This window comes from Actinoallomurus acanthiterrae (assembly GCF_054775715.1).
Genome location: NZ_BAAHCO010000001.1, coordinates 2534796 through 2555415, shown reverse-complemented (window position 1 = coordinate 2555415; position 20620 = coordinate 2534796). Strand labels below are relative to the sequence as shown.

Below are 20620 nucleotides of genomic sequence, written 5' to 3'. Positions count from 1 at the left end.
CCCACGCACCGTCCTCCGGTCCGGGTCATCGCAACTCCACGAGAGCCGCGAGGCGAACCCAGGCATCGATCCACGCACCGGTCATCCGGTCCGGGTCATCGCTCCGCAGCGCCGTTCCGAGTCCGGCGACCAGGTCGGCCGCAGTTCGCAGGCCGACGCGGCGCAGCCCGTGCGCTGCCTTCTCGACGCGTGTACGGACGCCGTCCGTGGCGTGACGGAGTCCCCGGTGCGCCGCGTCGGCGCAGGCTGCGACGGCGTCGTCCAGCGCCGCGCCCAGTGGATCCGCCTGCCGCCCGGCGTACGGGTCGAGCGCCGCACCGCCCGCGCCCGGTGCCAGATCCGGCACGATCACGGCCCCGCCCGCCATGACGGCGATCGGATCGAGGACGAGGGAGCCTCCGGTACGGCGGACGGCGCCGCTGAGCAGGAGCGGGCCGGCCGCCTGCTCCTTCAGCGCCTCGGCCAGGCTGTCGAGCGCCCCCGGGCGGTACGGGCTGTGAACGGCGGACACGACGGCCGTCGCGCCGTTCGCATCGGCGATCACCGCCTCCAGCCGCTGACCGCCGGGGTCGTAGCCGATCTCGTGGACCGCGACGGCCTCCACGACGCGGATCAGCTCGGCCTCGACCCGCGGCCGGATGAGGGCCGGAGGCAACGCCGCCACCTCCCGGTCGAGCGCCTGTAGGTCACGGACGAGAACGGAACCGGGCAGGTCCTTCCAGGCCGCTCCCGCCGGCGTGACCGTCGTGCGGGACACCCACCCGGCCGCGAGCCGGACGACGCGGCCGGCGCTGCGGGAGGCGTTCTCGGAGACGACGTTGGCGGCGGCGAGCGAGCCCAGCGTCGAACCGAGGATCCGGCGCGAGGCCAGGTCACCGCCGGTCAGAGCCTGTCCCTCGGCGATCTCCCAACGCCGTTTCAGCACGAGGACCACGCCGCTGTGGGCATGGGCGAGGAAGACGTCGGCCGTGCGCTCGTCCTCGGTGCCGCCGACACGGCAGCCCAGCGCGGTGAGCCGGACCTGCCGCAACGGCGTCTCCGCCGACTCGTCGGTGCCGAGGACCTGCGCACGTGGCAGGCCGCCCGGGTGCCGGGCGGCACGATGCCGGGCATGGACCTCGGCCAGCAGCCCGGCGAGCGTCTCCGGGGCGTACCGTGCGGCCCGGTCCTGGTAAGCCGCGAGCTGTTCCGTGAGATCGTCCAGGGCCGAGGCGGGCCAGTGCAGGTTGCGGGCGGTCAGCTCCCGGGACGCTCGGCGCAGCGCCGCCGGCTGGAGCGGTCCGGCGTGCACGGCGCCTTCGAGGAGGACCTCGTCCACGAGCCCGACCACGGCCTCCAGCCCCGAGCGCCCCGGCCCACCGCCGGTCCGGCCGCCTACGTCGACCCGTACATCCTCCCCTCGCAACCCGCGCTCGTCGGCCGCCCGGAACGCCCAGACCGCGAGCGTGATCACTTCCCCGCGCAGCCCGGTGGCGGCGTCGGTGTGCACGTACCCGAGTTCCCCCGGCACGAGGAACCGGACCGTGCACGCGGGCAGCTCGACGGCCGCGACCGGGTCGGCGGGGGTGGGCCGGCGGATCCGCGCCGAATAGCCCGCCCGGTATGTCCGGCGGGCCGCGGTCAGCGCCCGCTGCCCGAGGGTGCGGGTCAGCGCCTCATCGTCGAAGGCGCCCGGTGACCACGGGGACCACGACGGGGGACCGACGTTCCCAGGTGGGCCGGCGACTCCGCTGAAGTCAGCGGCCCAGGCCCCGGCCCCGGCCGCGCCGACCGGGTCGGCCGGGTCGGGCAGGTCGGCCAAGGCGGGCCGGTCAGGTAGGTCGGCCGGGTCGGGACGGCCGGCCAAGGCGGGCTGGCCAGCCCTAGCGGGCCGGTCCGGCAAGTCGGGCGGGTCGGTCCGGTCGGGCAAGGCAGGCCGATCGGCCGGGTCAGGCAGGTCGGCCAGGTCAGCCAAAGCGGGCCGGTCGGGCCGGTCGGTCGGGGCGGGCAAGTCAGCCAAAGCGGATCGGTCGGCAACGTCGGCCGAGGTGGGCCGGTCGGCCGGGGCGGGCAGGTCCTGCCGGTCGACGGGGTCGTGCGGGTCGGCCAGGGTCGACTCCACGCCGTCGCCCGTCGCTTCGGCCGGATGGCCCACCGCACCCGCACCGCCGGCCAGCGCGGTCGAAGTGCCCTCCCCCATCTCCGCGGCCCGAGCACCCGGCGCGTCTGTCTCATCGGCCGGGGGATCCGGCGCATTCCTCTCGCCACCCGCGATGCTTCCCTTGCCGGACGCGATGCCCGCCGGCGCGGTCGGCGAACTACCCTCCCCCATCTTCGCGGCCCGAGCACCCGGCGCGTCCGTCTCATCGGCCGGGGGATCCGGCGCGCTCCTCTCGCCACCCGCGATGGCTCCCTTGCCGGGTGCGGTGCCCACCGGTGCGGTGCGCGCCTCTCCGCGTGCGGTGCTCTCCGCGTCGGGCGCTCTTCCCCCTTCGGCCGCCTGCCGCTGGTAGGCCAGGATCAGGCCGATCCGGTGACGGCAGACGCCGGTGGCGGCGCACGTGCAGGATGCGCCCTCCAGCCCGCCGCCGGCCGGGAGCGTGGCCTCGGACCCGTCGGGGAAGCGACCGTGGACGGTGCCGTCCGGGGTGACATCCAGCGCGGGCGCGTTCCCGGCGTCGAGTTCCTTGGTGGCGCGCTTCACGAGTCCTCGGTTGGCGAGGGCGGCGAGCGCGTCGGGCGTCAGGGCGAGAAGGTCGGCGCGGATCATCGGCCGATCCTCTCGGCGACGAACTCCGCCAGCTGCCCCGGGGTCATCGCTCCGACGTGGGCGCCGACGGCGGCCAGGCGGCGCGCGAGATCCCGGTCGTAGGAGGGGTTCGCGTCCTCGTCGAGCGCGGCGAGGCCGAGCACCTGGGTGCCCTGTCCCACCATCTCCCGGACCGTACGGACCAGGCGGTACTCGTCGCCTCCCTCGTAGAAGTCGGTGACGACGGCGACGATCGCCCGGCGCGGGTTCTCGATCAGCCTGGCGCCGTACTCCACGGCGCGCGCGATGTCGGTGCCGCCGCCGAGCTGGACCTTGAGCAGCAGCTCGACGGGGTCCGTCACGTCGGAGGTGAGGTCGACGACGGCGGTGTCGAACGCGACGAGGTGGGTCTTGAGCCCGGGCAGGCCCCAGAGGCAGGCGGCGGTCACGGCGGAATGGATCACCGAGCCGACCATCGAACCGGACTGGTCGACGAGCAGGATCAGCTGCCACTGGTCGAGATGCCGTCGCGTCCGGGACAGGAAGCGGGGACGTTCGATGAGGATGCGCTTCTCTTCGGGCCGATAGTGGGCGAGGTTCGCCCGGATCGTGCCGTGAAAGTCGAAGTCGCGCGCCCGGGGCGCGCGGCTGGGCCGCCGAGACCGGGTGCCGTGGAACGCCTGGCGCACCTCCGTCGCCATCCGCCGCATCAGCTCGCGGACGACCTGTTCGACGATTCGCCGGGCCAGGGCGAGCACCTCGGGGTTCATCAGGTGCTTGGTGCGGAGGACCGCCCGCAGCAACGCCGGGTCGGGTTCGACGCGTTCGAGGACGGCGGGGTCGGTGACCACCTCGTGGATCTCGTACCGTTCGACGGCGTCGCGTTCGAGCCGTTCGATGGTCTCCTTGGGGAACAGCCGGTGGACGTCATCGAGCCAGTCGACGGTGGTGACCACCGACGGCCCGGACCCGCCCTGCCGGTCCTCGGGCCGGACCCCACCGCGCCGTACGCCACGGCGTTCCAGGTCCGGATCGCGGCCGTACAGCCAGTCCAGGGCGGCGTCGCGGGCGGCCGCGTCGCCGGTCGGCGCGCCGGTGTGACGCTCGGCGGGCGCGCCCAGGATGAGCCGCCAGCGCTCGAGATCCGGGTCGGGCTCGGTCACGCCGGTTCCCTTCCTGCCATGAGACCCTCCGCGGTGAGCAGCCGGTCCACTCTGTCCTCCAGATCCATCGCCGCCGCGATCACCAGCGGATCGGCCGGTGTCCGCAGCAGCGCCCGGGCCGAGTCTCGTACGCCCCGGCGGTCGAGGAGGCGCCGGGCGATCATCTCCCGCTCGCGCGGCGGGAAGAACTCGAAAGCCTGCCGCAGGGCGGGCAGGGCCACCAGGAAGTCGCGTTCGGGCAGCCCGCTGATCAGCTCGTCCAGCGTGCCGAGCAGACCGGGGCCGCCACGCCCGGTCTGCGATGTCCCAGGCCCGGCGACCGACTCGGTCCCTGCCGTCAAGGCGGCCAGCCCAGGCTCCGACGAGGCCGCCGACCCGGCATGTCCAGTCGAGACGGCCCGCCCGGCTCCCCCCAGCCCGGCGGCCGACTCGGTCCCTGCCGTCAAGGCAGCCGACTCGGTCCCTGCCGTCGAGGCAGCCGGCTCGGGCTCTGCCGTCGAGGCCGCCGACCCGGCATGTCCAGTCGAGACGGCCCGCCCGGCTCCCCCCAGCCCGGCGGCCGACTCGATCTCTGCCGTCAAGGCAGCCGGCTCGGGCTCTGCCGTCGAGGCGGCTGGTCCGGGCTCTCCCCCCGCCTCAGCGTCTCCCGCCGAGGCGGTGTCCTCGCCGGGCTCGTCGGCCAGCACCTCGTCACGGGCCAGGGCGAACAGGCCGGCGAGCCAGTCGCCCAGGGTCTTCGGGCCGGCGACGCCGCGTACGGCACGGACCGGGTCGGCCGTGCCGCCGAGGCGCCAGGCGAGGCCGAAGGCGGCGCCGCGCAGGTCCGGCGGCGCGTCGGTGTTCGCGCCCACCCGTCCGGCCACGCCGAGCGCGGCGTGGCGGTCGAGGCCGAGCGGGCCGCCGGCGTGCAGCAGCGCGTCCCGTGTCGCGGCGAGCGCGTGGAGACGCTCCAGGTCGGCGGGGGCGGGGCCGCCGCGTACGCCCTCGACCAGCCACAGAACGCGGCCGACGCATTCGCCGATGACCGCGCCGAACAGGGGGCTTCCCGCGGTGCCGAGCAGCCGGTCGTGCCGCCACAGGCCGAGGACGGTGCCCAGCACCCGGCCGAGGGCTCCGACCTCGCTCGCGGCCGCGATCCCGGCGGCGAGGGTCCCGGCGATCCGTTCCGACCGATCGGCCTGGCCGCAGAGTGCGGCGTCGAACAGCACGGTGGCGAGCCGCCCGATATCGGCCCCCGCCTGGGCGGTCCGCTCCTCCAACGCGGCCCCTGCGGCGTCGGCGAGCGTGGCGCCGTACGCGCCTGCCTCGATCAGGGCGGGGAGCCGGTGCTCGCCGGGCGACAGCGTCCACCGTTCTTCGGCCATCGGCTCGGCGGCGGCCGGGCCGGATTCGCGCTCGACGCCGGGAATGCCCAGCACGCGCATGCGGTGCAGGGCGCGGCTGCGGAGCAGGTCGCGGTCGCCGGTCAGGCGAAGGACGACCATGCCTTCGCCGTCGAGCCCGAGGCGTTCGAGCTCGGCGGTCACGTCGTGCAGGAGCGGCGGTGCGGGCGTGCCGGGGTGCAGGCGTCCGACGCGGTCCCCGCTCAGCGCGGTGACCATCGCGGCCACGGCGGGATGCGCGCCCGGGGCGAGGTGGCCCCGGACCGTCCACGGGAGCGGGTGCTCCAGGTCGTCGGCGACGAGCGCGGCGACCAGGCCGTCGAGCAGGTCGGTGCGCGCGGGTACGCGGTGGCCGCGCAGCCGGGCCAGCCCGTCGGTGAGGGTACGGGCGGCGATGAGGTCGGCGGTCGAGACCGGCTGCCGCCGTCGGCGGAGCCGGGTGACGACGATCTCGGTGAGCGCGGCGGCGGCGCGCTCGGGCCCGCTCTCCCAGAGCCGCTGGTAGTACTCCGGCGACGGCATGCCGGACTGGTAGCCGGTGAAGGAGTCCAGCCGCTGGAAGGAGTACGGCACCAGGTAGCTGCCGCCGACCGCTCCCTCGGGCGGCCGCGGCACCTCAGGCCATTCCCCGTCGCCCTTTTCGGCGAGGGCACGCAACGCCGGCCGGTGGAAGCCGCCGGTGACGACCACGACCGGGCGCTCCCCCGCGTCGGCGGCGGCCGCGCGGATCCAGCGCGCCATGTAGGCCTCGCGCACCGTGTCGTCCGGTCCGGCCGCCGACTCGCCGCGCACGAGGTCGAAGTAGGTCGCGAGCCGTTCCGCCAGGTTGTCGCCGGGCTCCACCTCGAACAGGTGGTCCCAGAGCGCGTCGGTGTTGTCGACGGCGAACGACCGGCAGAGCCTGCGCGTCACCTCGGCGTACCGCTCCTCGGCGTCGGCGTACCGGTTGCGCCGGTCGGCGAAGGCGGGGTGCCAGGCGGGCAGGTCGATGAAGCGCACCCGCGCCCCGCACTCCCGGCCGGCGGTCAGCGCCACCCACTCCGGAGAGTAGGCGCAGAACGGCGTCCACGAGGCGTGCGCCCGCGACGCGTCCCGGTAGTGGCTGAAGATCGCGACCGGCAGGTCATGGCCGAGGAGCAGTTCGTCGATCCGCTCGCCGAAGTCGACCGGCCCCTCCACCAGGACGTACGCCGGCCGCAGCCGTTCGATGGTCCGGGCGACCAGCCGCGCGCACGCGGGGCTGTGGTGCCGGACCCCGACATACGTGACCGCCATCAGCCGGGCAGCAGGTGACGGGCGGCGTGCAGGGCCTTCCACTGGCGGCCCTTGCGGTGTGGCGCCTCCTGCTCGAGGTAGCGGCGCAGCCGGGCGAGGTCGTCGGGGTCGTCCTTGGCCGCGGTGCCGGCCAGGCACTCGACGATGTCGGCGGGGGCGCCCGCCTCGCCGCGCAGGAACCAGCCGCGGATGCCGACAGCGTGCGCGACGGACACCGCCTCGGCCGTGCTCATCACCGTCGACGGCCGGTCCATGGCCCGGCCGGTCTCGGTCGTCCCCGAGCGCAGCTCGCGGAAGGTCGCCACGAGCACCTCGAGCACGTCGCGGCGCGGCGGCACGCCCACCCCCGACTGCTCCAGCAGGCGGGTGGCCTCCGCCTCCACGAGGTCGAGCTCCGTGGCGAAGTCGGCGATCGGGAACACCGTCTCGAAGTTGAACCGGCGCTTGAGGGCCGCGCTCATCTCGTTCACGCCGCGGTCGCGGGTGTTGGCGGTGGCGATGATGTTGAACCCCTCGCGGGCGAACACCATGGCGTCCGGACCGGCCAGCTCGGGAACGGCGAGGACCCGGTCGGACAGCGGGGACAGCAGGGAGTCCTGCACCTCCAGCGGGCAACGAGTGATCTCTTCGAAGCGCACGACCTTGCCCTCGGCCATGCCGCGCAGCAGCGGCGCGGGCACCAGCGACCGGGTGGACGGCCCCTCGGACACCAGCAGCGCGTAGTTCCAGGAGTACTTGATCTGGTCCTCGGTGGTGGCCGCGCCGCCCTGGATCGTCAGCGTGGAGTCGCCGCTCACGGCCGCGGCGACCAGCTCGGACAGCAGCGACTTGGCGGTGCCGGGCTCGCCGACCAGCATGAGGCCCCGGCTCGTGGCGAGGGCGACGAGCGCACGGTCGATCAGCGACGGGTCGCCGACGAACTTGCGGCGGATGCCGCGGTCGTCGTCGCCGACGATGAACCGGCGCGCCGCCTCCAGACTGAGCGCCCAGCCCGGCGGGCGCGGCGCGGTGTCGGTCTCCCGCAGGCGTTCGAGCTCGTCGGCGAACCGGACCTCGGCCGGCGGCCGCTGCAGCGTCTCTTCGGTGCTCGCGCTCATCGGACCGCCCCGGTCAGCTCGGTCAGGTCGGCGAGCAGCTCCGAGGCGGTCACCGGGTCGAGCTCGCCGAAACGACGCGTGGTGCCGCGGTTCGGCCGGTAGTCCTGTGGCGCGTCGGCCAGCCAGACGACGTCGAGTTTCTGCTCGGGCAGCACGTCGATCGCGCCGACCGCGATGCCCGGATCCAGGTCGATCACGGCGTACCGGCCGTCGGGGAGCTCTTTGAAGATGAAGTGCTCGACGCCGGCGTCCTGCGGCTCGCTGCGCCGCCAGCCGCGGCGGTCCAGCCCCAGGACCTTACCGACGGGCACCGTGACACCCTCGAAACGCGCCAGCCGGCCCTCGGCCGCCTCGTCGTCGGTGAGCCGGTGCACGACGCGGCCGAGCTGCGGAAACGGCTGCAGGATCTCGTAGTCGGCGAACACCTCCGCCCATGCCTCCAGGTCGTCGCCCAGGTCGAGCGGATGGACGAGACCGATGCGCGCGGAGTCCGGCAGGGCCGGCACGTCGTCGGAGACGTCGGCGAACGTACGGTCCTCGGCGATCCGGAACGTCGTCGTACGGCCGTCGGCCTCCGCCGCCCACACCAGCCGGCGCGCGATGTGCCACACGAGCGGGTGAGAGACGAAGAACTCACCGAACTCCGCCATGGACCAGCGGCGCCGCGTGACCATCGCGGCCTCCAGACGCCGGATCTGGTCGGCCGCGACCGTACGCACGTCCTTCTTCAGCGCGGCAAAACGTTTGTACGCGGCGGCGGCCACGTCGGGGTCGTCCTTGACGCCGGGCTTGGGGAGGCTCGCGCGGCGCTTGCCACCCTCGTCGGTCACGAACGGTTTGAGCTGTTCATCGAAGCCCACGACGAACCGGCGGGGCCCGTAGTCGAGGGTCATGCTGCCGTCGGCGGCCAGGCCGAAGTCGGGGACGAGCCGGTCGGCCAGCTGCTCGGGGGTCAGCTCCAGCTGCGCGGCGACCTGCTGGATCTTCTCCTGCGCCCGCGCCTTCAGGCCCTTGAACTTCACCTTCTGCGCGATGCCGTGCAGGTGCATCAGCGCGACGTCCGTACCGATGGCCGCGAGCACGTCGAGCCCGGTCACCGCCTTGCTGTGGCCGGCCTCGCCGGGCCAGGCACGGATCACCGGGGTCAGGCGGCGTACGGTCTCGTCGTCGCCGAGCGCGCCGAGCTGGGTCAGCGCCCACCCGTCCTTGGCCGCGCGCCGGCGGCCTGCCAGCGTTCGAACACCGCCCAGGAGAACGCGGTCAGGGACTCGGGGTCGCACAGCCCGCGGACGAGGTCGAGCCCCGCGTACACCTCGTCGAGCCGGGAGATCGCGAGCATGGTGAGCAGGTGACCGGTCGCCTCGGCGGGAAGGGCCGTCGCGCGGTCGCGCAGCAGCACCTGCGGGAGGGCGGCCGGGTCCGCCCAGCCGCCGACCTTCGGCATCCGGGTGGGCAGCAGCTCGAGCGGATCGGCGGCCAGCACCGTCTCGACCGCCCGGGCCGCGTCGTCGCCGTACGCCCGCGCGGACGCCACGACCTCCTCGGCGCCGTGCCGGGAGGCGAGCAACCGCAGCGCGCCCTCGGCCGCGCGCCGGTCCGGGCCGGCCTTGCCGAGCGCGGCGGGCACCAGGTGGGGAACGGCGCTCACGCCGTGCCGCCCGAACCAGGCGAGCGCGTGTCTGCGGGCCGTCTTGAGGCGCATCAGCCACTCGGCCGTCAGCAGCGCCGTCTCCGTGTCCAGGAAAGGCAGCAGGGCACCGCCGGCGGCGGGCTCCAACCGGGCGACGTGGAGGGCGACGGGCAGGGCGTCGAGCTCGAATCGCGCGACGACCGGCCGCATCCACGCCGGGGCGTCCCACATGTCCGTCGGCCGCCAGCCCGCCACCAGCGGACGGACCCGGTCCTCGGGCCCGTCCACGAAGAGGCCGGGCTGGTGATACCAGTTCAGGTCCCCCTTGCGGAACTGCGCGGCCGTCTTCGCCCAGTCGGTCTCCTCGGGAGCGCGCCAGTAGGCCGCGGGCGCCTTGCGCCAGGTCTCGCGCTCGCCGGGCGCCCAGTCGGCACGCCGCTCGTGCGGCGGCGTCAGGCCCTCGATGACCACCGGTTTCACGGCCTTGCGCCGGCGGGTCCACGGTGGCGTGACCAGGACCGGCGGCAGTGCCTCCGCCGGTGCGTCGGGGACCTTCGCCGCAGCGGCGCGGACCGACTCGACGACGGCGTGGGCCTCGGCCGGCAGGTCCGGCAGGACGGCGGTGGTCAGCTCGGCGTTGGTCCGCATGTGGCCGCGCAGGAGCTCCCCGGCCAGAGCGGCGGACCGGGACGTGCCCCGGGACGCCGAGGCCAGCAGCCGCAGCGCCCGGACCGGGAATCGCTTCATCGTGGTCAGCGCCGCTGCCTGGACGTGCTTCTGGTCGAGGCGGTCGATCATGGCCTGGAACGCCTCGTCGACGGGCAGCAACGCGAGCGCGTCGAGCACCAGCCTGCGGTCGTCGTTGCTCGCCTCCTGGTCGTCCAGCGCCGCGGCCAGCAGCGGGGCGGCCGCCGGGCCGACGCCCTCGAGGAGGGTTCCGATGATCCCGGCGGAACGCTCCTGCCAGCCGAGGGACAGCCGTCCGCCGAGCAGGTCGAGCTGGTGGGCGGAACCCAGCGCGCACAACAGCATCCACTGGTTGTGGAAGAGCGACCATTCCGTGTCGCTCGGCGGGTTGGCGCAGCAGTCGTCCACCCAGTCCTGCCGGGTCGGCACGAGATAGGAGACCGCCACCCGCTGCACCGGGGTCCTGCGGCAGCCCGCGAGACGCTCAACGGCCTCCGTGTACTCATCGTCGGAGGCGTCCACCAGGGCCGCCCGGCACCGGCGCGCCATCGGCGCCCACCAGGAGTGGAAGCTGTCACCGGGCCTGGCGTACCGCACACCCCGCCACCCGTGACGGCCGTCCCAGTCGGCGACGAGGGTGCTGAGATCGGCGAACGCGCAGGCGGCGAAGACGGCGCCGTGCTCGGCGATCCAGGTGTCGGCGAAACTCGACGGCCTCGCGTCGCGGATCGCGGCCAAGGCCGTCGCGACCACGGCCGCGCCAAGGGGGCTCGCCGAGCCGCTCAGGTAGGCGAGTCCCCGGTCGGCCGCTTCAGGGTCGGTGGTCGCGTGACGAAGCACCTCTGTGATCGCGGATCGCAGCTTCCGGCTGAGCCCCCCGTCGGCCTCGGGGGCCGGCGATGGCACGACGCGCAGGCCACCGCGTCGCGGATGCAGTTGCTTGCGCCAGGCGTCCGGGAGGGCGAAGGCGTCCTCGTCCGGCAGGTCGGGGAAGGTCTCCATGCCGCGAAACCGTAGGGCAGTCCGCCGACAATCCGCTGCATATCGTCAAGAGGACGAGGCGAGGGCGTGGGCGATGTCGCGGGTCGCCGGATAGAGCCGCTGGTACTGCTCGTACAGCCGGTCGTACCGAGGCCGGACGGCCGGGTCCGGCTCGACCCGCTCGCGTACCGGATTCCAGTCGTCGATCGAGGGCGCGGCGACCGCGCTCGCGGCGAGGAACGCCGCGCCGTAGCACGCCCCGATCGTGACGGCCCGGATCTCCTGCTCCAGCCCGGTGACGTCGGAGACGACGCGGGTCCACAGGCCGCCGCGCGTGCCGCCGCCGACCGCGACGATCCGGCGGACGTCGCCGCCCGCCGCGCGCATCGCCTCCACGTTGTGGCGGACGCCGAACGCCGTCGCCTCCAGGGCGGCACGGTACAGATCGCCACGCGTGTGCTCGACGGTCAGTCCCGCGATCACGCCGCGCGCGTGCGGGTCGGCGATCGGGGTCCGTTCGCCGGCGAAGTACGGCAGCATCAGCAGGCCGCGCGCACCAGGACCGGACGCCTCGGCCTCGGCGAGCAGGGTGGCGTGGTCCGGGGAGCCGAACAGTTCCCGCAGCCACTCGGTGATCATCCCGGAGGTCGCCATCCCGCCGGCGAGGTTTCGGGTGCCCGGCAGCGCGCCGACGGTGCTCCACAGCTCGGGGACGAGCAGCCGGTCGGGCACGGTGTTGATGAGGAACATCGTGCTGCCGTACATCAGCATGAGGTCGCCGACGCCCTGCGCGCCCACGCTGAGCGCCTCCGACCACGCGTCGATCGTGCCGGTGATCACCGGGATCCCGGCCGGCAGGCCGGTCGCGGCCGCCGCGTCGGCGGTGACCTGCCCGGCGACGTCGCCGGGCCAGCGCAGCGGCGGCAGGTCGATCCCGGGCGCGACGCGCTCGGCCCACGGCTGGTACCACTCCCGCGCGACGGAGTCGTACAGCGGCACGGCCTGGCTCGCCGAGTGATGGTCGAGGACGTACGCGCCGGTCAGCCGGTTCGCCAGATAGGACGCGGGCAGGTACAGCCGCCGCGCCCGCGCCGCGACCTCCGGCTCGTGCTCGGCGACCCAGGCGATCTTCGGGCCGACCGCCTGCGTGGACAGCACGGAGCCGCAGCGCCGCAGGACGTCCTCGCGGCCCAGCTCCGCGTCGAGGCGGGCGATCTGCGCGGTGGCGCGGGTGTCGACGCCGTACAGGATCGCCGGGCGCAGCGGCGTGTCCGCCTCGTCGGCCAGGAGCACGCACGGTCCCATGCCGCTGACGCCGACGGCGGTGACCGGGTCGCCGGCGCGGCCAGCTCGCGGGCGATCGAGACGAACTCCTCCCACCAGATCCGGGCGTCCATCTCGACGTGCCCCGGGCCGGGACGCTCCACCGCGTGCGGGCGCACGGCGCTGGCGAGCACCGTCCCGTCCTCCTCGACCAGCACGCCCTTGGTCCCGGACGTGCCCACGTCGACACCCAGATACGTCATGCCCGTCCTCCGGTGTGGTCCCGGTGCCGAAAAGCCTCGACGATCACTATTGGTCCACCAAGGCCGGCAGCTCGCGCAGTGACGCGATCTCATGCCCCGGGAACGGGTCGTCGACACCACGCGCCGCACCGGCCCGGTTGAGCCAGACGCCGGCGCCCAGCCGTGCGTTCCGGGCACCGCCGACATCGGTGGTGAGGTTGTCGCCGACATGCCACACGGACCGCGGTTCGACGCCCAACCGGCGGGTCGCGAGGTCGAAGATCGCCTTGTCCGGCTTGGCGACGCCGACCTCGGCGGACACGACGATCAGGTCGAAGTGGCGGTCGAGCCCTGTCGCCGCCAGCTTGTCCCGCTGGGCGTCGACCGGGCCGTTGGTGACGACGGCCAGCGTGCCGACGCGCTCCCGCAGGGCGGCGAGGACGTCCGTCACGTCGTCGAACAGCCGGTAACTGAGATTCCGGTCGCGTACATAGAGGTCGAGCGCGCGTCCGGCCAGAGCGTCGCTCTCGTGCCCGCACTCGGCGAGCGCCCGCTGCCAGAGCTCCTTCCAGATGGAACGAGCGTCCGAGGCTCCGCTGGGCGAACGCGCGATGGTCGCCTCCGTCGCCCGCAGATGGGCGGCATAGGCATGGGTGTACGCGTCGAACAGGCGGTCTGAGCGGAGCTCCGGAAGGTCCGTCTCCAGCTCGGCGCAGACCCGGCGCACCGTCGCCGTCCAGGCGGCGCGGTCGTAGTCGACGAGCGTCGCGTCGAGATCGAAGAAGACCGCCCGCACCGACCGCATGCCGACATCCTATCGACGGCAGCCCTCGAAGATCGGATCCGTCCGGTGGCCGCGGGTCGCCAGAGGCCGGGTGGCCATCCTCGGGAAGGGGTACCCGTCGGGTCGCGGACGTGGGCAGGTCCGGGGGCGCTCGCCGTCAGCGCATGAGCGTGGTCAGTATGTCGGAGCCCAGGCTCAGGAGCAGCTGGGCATGCAGGCGGTGGTAGATCATGCGGCCCTCCCGGCGGGAGGTGACCAGGCCGACCTGGCGTAGGCGCTTGAGATGCCGGGAGACCTGAGGCTCGGAGGGTTCCTTAGGGGATCCGTGATGTTAGATAGCGGTCGCTGGAGGGTGTTGAGTTGCTGTGGTTGGTCACGATGGCGAAAACGGGGTGCGCTCGATGCGGATTCGCCGGTGGGCGGTCGATGTCCTGACGGCTGGCCTCGCTCGGATTTTCGAATACCTGATCAGCCAGCCGTGGGCGGCCGCGAAATGATCGCGGCCGCCCACGGCGCCACACGCGATGCGCGACCGCGTCAACCATGCGAAATACCCAAAATCCCGTTCATGATCGTGTACGTTCCGTAACCAACACGAAAAGATCATCACCGGGGTTTCGAAACAGGGGTCAGGCATGTCTTCGTCGGCCGACGGCTTCCAGATGGCGATCGACAAATGGCAGGAAGGCGACCTGAACGGCGCCACGGCGCTGCTACGGGAGATCGTGGTCTCGGGCGACGACACCGTCGTCCCCGAGGCGTCGCATACTCTTGGGCGTCTCCTCCAAGAACGCGGTGATCTGGACGGCGCGCGGGCCGCCCACCGGTCGGTGATCTCCACCGGGCATCCGGTGTTCGCGCAGCGCTCCGCGATCGCCCTCGGCATGATGCTGACGGACGCGGAGCAGTGGGCGCTCGCCCACCGGCCGTTGCGGATCGCCTCCTCCGGCGCCGACGCCGAGATCGCGGTGATGGCCGACATCCTCCTGGTCCGCGTCCTGCGCATGCTGGGCGACCTGACCGGGTCGGCGGAGACGCTGGAACGGGTCAGGGGCGGCGAGGGCCCGGACGTCGCCGAGCTCACGGAGGGACTCGAGGTCGCCCAGTGGCCGGAGGACGGCGGCGAGCGTGAACGCCAGGCCTGGGCGGCGTACGAGGCGATCGCCGCTCTCCTGGACGAGGGCGAGGCCGACCACGAGGTCATCGTGACCGGGCTGACCGCGATGCTGTCCCACGGTATCCCGGAGCTGTGCTCACAGGCGGCCTTCCGGCTGTACACGATCTACGCCGACCGAGGCGAGTTCGGGGAATGCCGCCGGGTGATGGAGCACGCGATCGCGGTCGGTGGTCCGGCCGAGCGCGGCATGGCGGAGAAGCTGCTCGGCGCGGCGCTGTTCGACCTCGGAGAGTACGGGGAGGCCCGGGAGGCGTATCGGCGCGCCGCCGAGGACCATCGCCCGGAGATCCGGCTCGACGCGCTCATCCAGGAGTCGAAGTTCACTCGGGAACTCGGTGACGAGGAGGGGGCCCGGGCCATCCTGTGGCGCGTGGTCGAGTCCGGCCATCCGCGGTTCGCCGTGGAGGCGCGGGCCTGCCTCGGGCAGGTGTACGCCGAGGCGGGCGAGGTCGAGCAGGCCGTCGCCTGCTGGCGGGTGGTCCTCGCGAGCGACTCCGGCTTCCACCTGGGCGCCGTCCACTTCCTCGGAACGCTGCTGCACGGACTGCCGGACGACGACCCCCGGCGAGAGGAGATCCTCACGCTGCTGGGCCAGGCGGCCGAGCTCGACGACCCGGACGTGGCCTTCCAGGCCCGGCTGATCCTGACGCAGACCGAAGCGGCCGTCCGGGGGCCGGACGAGGAGCTCGAACAGGCCGTGGACGACTGCGACGCCGCGCTCGAACGGCTGCGCGGCGGTGACCCGCACGCGGCCCGTGCTCTGCTGCGGCGGGTGACGGACGCGGAGATCGCGGGCCCGTCCGAGCGCGCCTCGCGCATGCTGGCGCTGCTCGAGGTGGGGGCGGGTGACCCCGAGCAGGCCGACGAACTGCTCGAGCACGTCGCCGACGGCGCGGCCTTCGCGGAGGGTTTCGCCGCCGCGGTCGACCGGCAGCTGATCGCCTCCGGCGGAGGCGCCGGCGCGGAGCATCCGGTGCTCACCGCCATCGTCGACTACCAGCGGCTCGGCCGCGAGGCGGGCGTCGCGCGCCACCAGGAGTGCGCCGGGCACGCCGATCCGGCCGTGGCCGCGCTGGGCAAGAGCATGCTGGCGCAGGTGTACGTGTCGTTCGGGGTGCCCCGCTCCCAGTGCGTCGAGCTGCTCGACGAGGCCGCGGCGGCCGGTGATCCGTTCGCGCTCTCCCACGCCTCCGTTCTCTCCTGGATCGTCCGCCCCGACGAGGAGACCGACGAGGTGATCGAACTGCTGCGCCGCGCCCGCGCCGAGGGACATGCCGCGCTGGCGCCATGGGTGTGCCACGCGCTCGCCGTCGCTCTCGAAGGACGCGACCGGCCGGGTGACCTCGAGGACGCGCTGAGCGCCTACGAGGCGGTCGCCGATTCGGGGCATCCGGGCCTGCGTTCCGAGGCCGAGGCGAAGCTGCTCCAGATCCTGGAGGGACGGAACGACCTGGCCGGCGCGGCCGAGGTGCACGAACGGATCGTGGCCCGCGGCGACCGGCTCCAGGCGCCGCGCAGCGCCTGGCTGCTCGGCTTCACCCGGGTGCGCCTGGACGACTTCGACGCCGCGCGCGCCGCCTTCGCACGGGTTCCCGCGGATCATCCGGAGGTCGCCGAGGACGGTGAGTTCGCCCGGCGGCTGCTCGACCGCGACTTCTCGGGTGCCGCGGCCGCGCTGGGCGCCGTACGCGGGCGCGGCGACGATCACCGGGCGTTCATGACCACCCGGCTCATCCTGGAGTCCGCGCACGCCTGGCAGCGGGCCGGGGACACTGCGGCCACCGACGCCGCCCTGTCGTTGGCGGTCACGGGTGGTCCCCCCGACGGCGTTCAGGAGGCCGCGAGCTTCCTCGGCGTGCTCCGCAACGACGCGGGCGATCGCGCGGGTGCCGCCGAAGCGTGGGCCCACGCCGCGGCGGGCGACGACGAGCGCTGGGCCGGGCCCGCCGCCTCGTGGCTGGCCGCGGCGCGGCGCGACCTCGGCGACCTCGACGGCGCCGCCGCGGCGTACCGGCGGGCGCTCGACCTGATGGACTTCGACGACGAGGACCGCCCCGGGCTCATCGATCGCCTGACCCAGGTGCTGGTCTCCGCCGGCCGGGCGGCCGAGGCCCGGACGCTGCAGGTGGAGGAGGTCGGCGACGGCCCCCACGTGGACCTGGTGATCGGGACGGCACTCGACGCCCACGGTGATCTCGACGCCGCCGCCGCGCACTACGAGGCGGCGATCGGCGACGCGGACGGCGAGGTCACCGCGACCGCAGGCGGCGAAGTCGGCGCGACCGCAGGCGTCATGCTCGCCCGCCTGCTCGCCGGCAAGGGCGAGGCCGCGCGGGCCGCCGAGGTCGCCCGGCGCGCCATCGCCGCCTTCGAGCGGCTGGCGGAGGCGGGCGTGGATGCCGAGGAGAGCATCGCGACCGTGGCGTACGAGCTCGGCGGCTATCTGACCGAGTCCGGCGACGCCGAAGGCGCGCGCACCGCGTACGAGCGGGCCGCCGCGTCGGCCGACCCGGGCATCCGAATCCCGGCCAAGGAACGTCTCGGCACGGCGAGTCCCCGCGAACGCGCGTTGCTGCGACTGCGCGAGAACGACCGGGCGGGCGCGCTGACGCTGTTCGCCGAGGAGTACGGCACGCCGATGCTCGCCGAACTGCACGTCGCGCTGGTGGAAGGGGAGACCGTGACCGCGCGATCGCTGGTCGAGCGAGCGGCGGGCACGGAGCATGCCGAACGGGCGGCTGGCCTCGTCCTCACCGCCGTCCTGGACCGGCTGCGCGGCGGAACGGACGGCGCCGCCGAACTGGCGGAGCTGGTGCTGGAGTTCGGCGGCCCCGAGCAGGTGGCCATCGTGTGCGACAACCTCGGTCACGCGTACGACCTCGCCGGTGACATCGACGCCGCGGTGGACGTGCTGCGGCGGGGCTCGAACGTCGACCATCCGGGCGCGCTCTCCTGCCTGCGGCGGCTGCTCGGCCTGCTGGTCATGAGTGAGGAATACGGCGCGGCCGAGGCCGCCGCGCGGCGCGCGGAGGACAGCGGCGATCCGGAGACGGTCACCATCGGTGTCTGGACGCTCGGCGACCTGGCCAAGGCCCGTGGCGACCTGAAGGAGGCCGCGGCTCGGTACCGCGCGGCGATCGAGACCGCCGAGCCGGACGCCGTCCCGCACCTCCGGCTGGAGCTCGGCAAGGTGCTGCGGGAGCTCGGCGAGACGGCGGCGGCGTATCGGGCGCTGGAGGAGGTGCTGTCCTGCGACGACCCGGAGCTCGCGCTGTTCGCGGGCGGCCACCTGGGGGTCTGGCTGGCCGACGAGGGACGGCTCGCGGGCGCCGCCGAAGCGCTCGGAGTCGCCGTGGCCGCCGGGACCCGGATCGCGACCGCGGATGAGGACTATCGCGACGGAGTGCTGAACAATCTGGCCTCCGTCGCCTACCAGGCCAACCAGGCCGGCGACCACGCCGTGGCCGTTCGCGCGCTGCACCTGGCGGCGGTCGCGGCGCCCGATGGCGCCCGGCGGATCGCCAAGGAGCAGGCGACCGCGGCCGCCGAGAACGGCGACCTGGACGCCGCACGCACCTACTACAAGGGCGCCGCCGCGTTCCCGCCGGACTGCGACCCCCGCCTGCTGGTGGAACTCGCCGAACTACTCACCGAGCACGACGCCTCCGCCGAGGCCCGGGCGATCCTGGAGCCGCTCGCCGCCTCCGAGGATCCGCGCGTCCGTCTCGCGGCCACGATGCAGCTCGTCGCGCTGCTCAACGCGGCCGGTGAGAACGACCGCGCTCTCGAGATCGCGGCACGCGCCGCCGGGCAGGAGCCGCCCGTCCCCACGGGCGAGAACACCGAGCCGGAGACCTCCCGGCCGTCCGGCGCCGCCGCGCCGAACCCCGATCGCGTCGAGAAGCATGCCGGCGAGCCCGAACGGGCCGGCGGGCCGCAGCCGGTCGGCGAGCCGCAGCCGGTCGGCGAGCCGCAGCCGGTCGATGAACCGCAGCCGGCCGGTGAGCTCGAACAGGCCGGCGACCCGCAACCCGTCGGCGGCTCGCAACCGGCCGACGCCCCGCAGCCGGCCGGCGACGTGGAACAGATCGGCGACGTGGAACAGGTCGGTGGGCCCGAACAGGCCGGTCACGCGGAGCCGCCCGCGCACGAGGACGACGGCCTCGAACGCCTGCGCGCCGGGCTGTTCGCGCTCGCGGAGGATTACGGCGGATCTGACGGGCCGGACGGCATCGACTCGATGCGCTGGCTGATGAGCAACCGGAGCGGCACCCCGGCCGCGGGCGCCGCCGGACGGCAGGTCATCCGCACCGCCCGCGAGACGATGGACACCGACCCCGCCCAGGCCCGCGCGATGCTCGAGCTGGTCGTCGAGTACGGCGACCCGGCGGAGGTGGCCACGGCCTACGACGACATCGGGGACATCCACCGCTACTACGAGGAGGACATGGGCGCAGCCCTCGCGGCCTACCGAAAGGGCTCCGACGTCGATCACCCGGCCGCGCTGGTCCCGCTGCGCAGCCTGATTCTGACGCTGTCCGAGGCCGAAGATCATGACGGGGTCGTGGAGACCGCCCAGCGCGCGGTGACCAGTGGCGACCCGGAGACGACGGCGGTCGGCTACTGGCTGTGGGGCGACTCCCGGCTGGACCGCGGCGACGCCGACGCGGCGATCCGGCTGTACCGGCGGGGCATCGACGTCGGCCACGAGGACGTCACCCCGCGCATCCGTGTCAGCCTGGCCCGTACGCTGCGCGACCGGGGTGAGGGCCCGCAGGCCCACGCCGAGATGGAGCGCGCGGCCGACGCCTCCGACCCGGCGGTGCGCGCCCGGGCCGGCAGCATCCTCGGCGCCTGGGCGTTCGAGGACGGAGACCTCGGTGCCTCGGCCGAGGCCTTCGGCCGCGTGGCCGCCATCGAGGTGGAGGCGGACGGCGGGGACGCGCCGGCCGAGCTGGTCGAGGCGGCGGCCGGCAACCTGTTCGTCGTCGCCAACAAGGCCTTCGCCGAGGGGAGACACGCCGAGGCCGTGCGGGCGCTTGCCCTGGCCGCCCAGGCGGGCGACGTGCGCGAGGCGGTGGACGTGGTGCGCCGGCGCGCCACCGAGTGCGCCGAGGCCGGGGACCGCGTGAGCGCCGCGATGTACGTGTACGGCGCGGCCGAGTTCGTGGACCTCGACCCCCGGCAGCGGATCGAGGTGGCCGACCTGTTCGTCGCCGCGGGTGAGCCGGCGAGGGCGCGGGAGGTGTACGAGCGGTACGCCGACCACCCCGACGCCGAGGTACGGCTGGTCGCGGCCGGACGGCTGGTCCCGCTCCTACGTCGCGAGGATGACACGGACGGCCTGGAGAACGTCGCCCGGCTGATCGCCGACGACTCCGCCGCGACCGGTCTGGACCCGGAGTCGCGGGCGCTGCTCAACAGCATGCTCGGCGTGATCCAGGGCGAGCACGGAGACGAGGAGGGCGCGCTGCGCACGTTCCGCGCCGCCGCGGCGGACGGTGAGCCCGTCGCCCTGTTCGCCCTCGGGGACGCGCTTGTCGAAGCGGGCGAGTTCGCCGAGGCCCGCGAGGTGCTGGCACGCGTACCGGAGACGGAGTCCGGGATCGGCGACCAGGCCCTCGTCCTGATGGGCCGGACGTATCAGAAGGAGGATCCGAGCCGGGCGCGGGAGTACTTCCTGCGTGCGCTCCAGGTATCCGGCGGACCGAGCGAGATCGGCTCGGTGCTGGCCAAGATGTACCTGGGCGGACTGGCCAAGGACGAGCGTGACTGGCCCGAGGCCCTGCGCTGGTACCAGCAGGTGATCGACTCCGGCGGCCGGACCGGAAACGTCAGCCAGGCGCCCATGGCGGCCGCGCACCTGGGCGAGCTCGCGTACTGGCTGAGCGACCGCGACTCCGCGGTGCGGTTCTATGAGCTCACGCTGGCCACCGGCACGAAGAACCCCGCGTTGGTGGGCGAGGCCGCGTACCGCCTCGGCGAGATCCGGCACCGGGACGGCGACCGCGGGCCAGCGGTGCTCTCCCTCCGCCGCGCGGTCGAGTCAGGCCACGCGGGGTTCGCCGAGAAGGCACGGGTGCTGCTGAGCGAGCTCGGCGAGGAGATCTAATGCCCGCGTTCGCCCGGCCGCGCGGGGTCCGCCGAGAAGGCACGGGCGCTGCTGAGCGAACTCGGCGAGGAGATCTAACGCCCACGTTCGCCCGACCAC

9 protein-coding genes and 2 pseudogenes are annotated in these 20620 nt (G+C 74.2%); 1 reads left to right on the top strand and 10 read right to left on the bottom strand.

Annotation, left to right across the window (positions count from 1 at the left end; genetic code table 11):
• Positions 1 to 25 precede the first annotated feature (25 nt).
• From ACYVF7_RS12490 to ACYVF7_RS12445, 10 genes and pseudogenes are all read right to left on the bottom strand, one after another.
• A complete protein-coding gene (locus ACYVF7_RS12490) occupies positions 26 to 2749 on the bottom strand; it encodes a hypothetical protein (RefSeq protein ID WP_460339056.1) in 2724 nt (907 codons plus the stop codon).
• Positions 2746 to 3891: a VWA domain-containing protein gene (locus ACYVF7_RS12485; protein WP_460339054.1), complete on the bottom strand. Its 1146-nt coding sequence runs from the start codon at positions 3889 to 3891 to the stop codon at positions 2746 to 2748. Before ACYVF7_RS12485 ends, ACYVF7_RS12490 begins: the two co-directional genes overlap by 4 nt.
• The gene (locus ACYVF7_RS12480) at positions 3888 to 6548 is read right to left on the bottom strand and encodes a DUF5682 family protein (protein WP_460339052.1); all 2661 of its coding nucleotides are present in this window, start codon (positions 6546 to 6548) and stop codon (positions 3888 to 3890) included. The genes ACYVF7_RS12485 and ACYVF7_RS12480 overlap by 4 nt, the downstream gene beginning before the upstream one ends.
• Positions 6548 to 7645 (bottom strand): ATP-binding protein, encoded by a 1098-nt coding sequence (locus ACYVF7_RS12475; RefSeq protein WP_460339049.1) that lies wholly within the window; start codon positions 7643 to 7645, stop codon positions 6548 to 6550. Before ACYVF7_RS12475 ends, ACYVF7_RS12480 begins: the two co-directional genes overlap by 1 nt.
• Positions 7642 to 8925, bottom strand: coding sequence for a DUF4132 domain-containing protein (locus tag ACYVF7_RS12470; protein WP_460339047.1), 1284 nt, complete (start codon positions 8923 to 8925; stop codon positions 7642 to 7644). Before ACYVF7_RS12470 ends, ACYVF7_RS12475 begins: the two co-directional genes overlap by 4 nt.
• On the bottom strand, positions 8835 to 10964 hold the full coding sequence (locus ACYVF7_RS12465; protein WP_460339045.1) for a hypothetical protein: 2130 nt from the start codon (positions 10962 to 10964) through the stop codon (positions 8835 to 8837). The genes ACYVF7_RS12470 and ACYVF7_RS12465 overlap by 91 nt, the downstream gene beginning before the upstream one ends.
• A 45-nt stretch (positions 10965 to 11009) precedes the next feature.
• A complete protein-coding gene (locus ACYVF7_RS12460) occupies positions 11010 to 12323 on the bottom strand; it encodes an FGGY-family carbohydrate kinase (RefSeq protein WP_460339043.1) in 1314 nt (437 codons plus the stop codon).
• 23 nt (positions 12324 to 12346) lie between these two features.
• Positions 12347 to 12469: pseudogene (locus tag ACYVF7_RS12455) on the bottom strand (hypothetical protein); the annotation flags it as partial.
• Positions 12470 to 12515: 46 nt separating this feature from the next.
• Entirely contained in the window at positions 12516 to 13253 is a 738-nt protein-coding gene (locus ACYVF7_RS12450) for an HAD family hydrolase (RefSeq protein ID WP_460339041.1), read from the bottom strand.
• Between the two features lie 136 nt (positions 13254 to 13389).
• Positions 13390 to 13536: pseudogene (locus ACYVF7_RS12445) on the bottom strand (ArsR/SmtB family transcription factor); the annotation flags it as partial.
• 331 nt (positions 13537 to 13867) lie between these two features.
• Between ACYVF7_RS12445 and ACYVF7_RS12440 the strand changes: the two are divergent.
• Entirely contained in the window at positions 13868 to 20521 is a 6654-nt protein-coding gene (locus ACYVF7_RS12440) for a tetratricopeptide repeat protein (RefSeq protein ID WP_460339039.1), read from the top strand.
• Positions 20522 to 20620 lie beyond the last annotated feature (99 nt).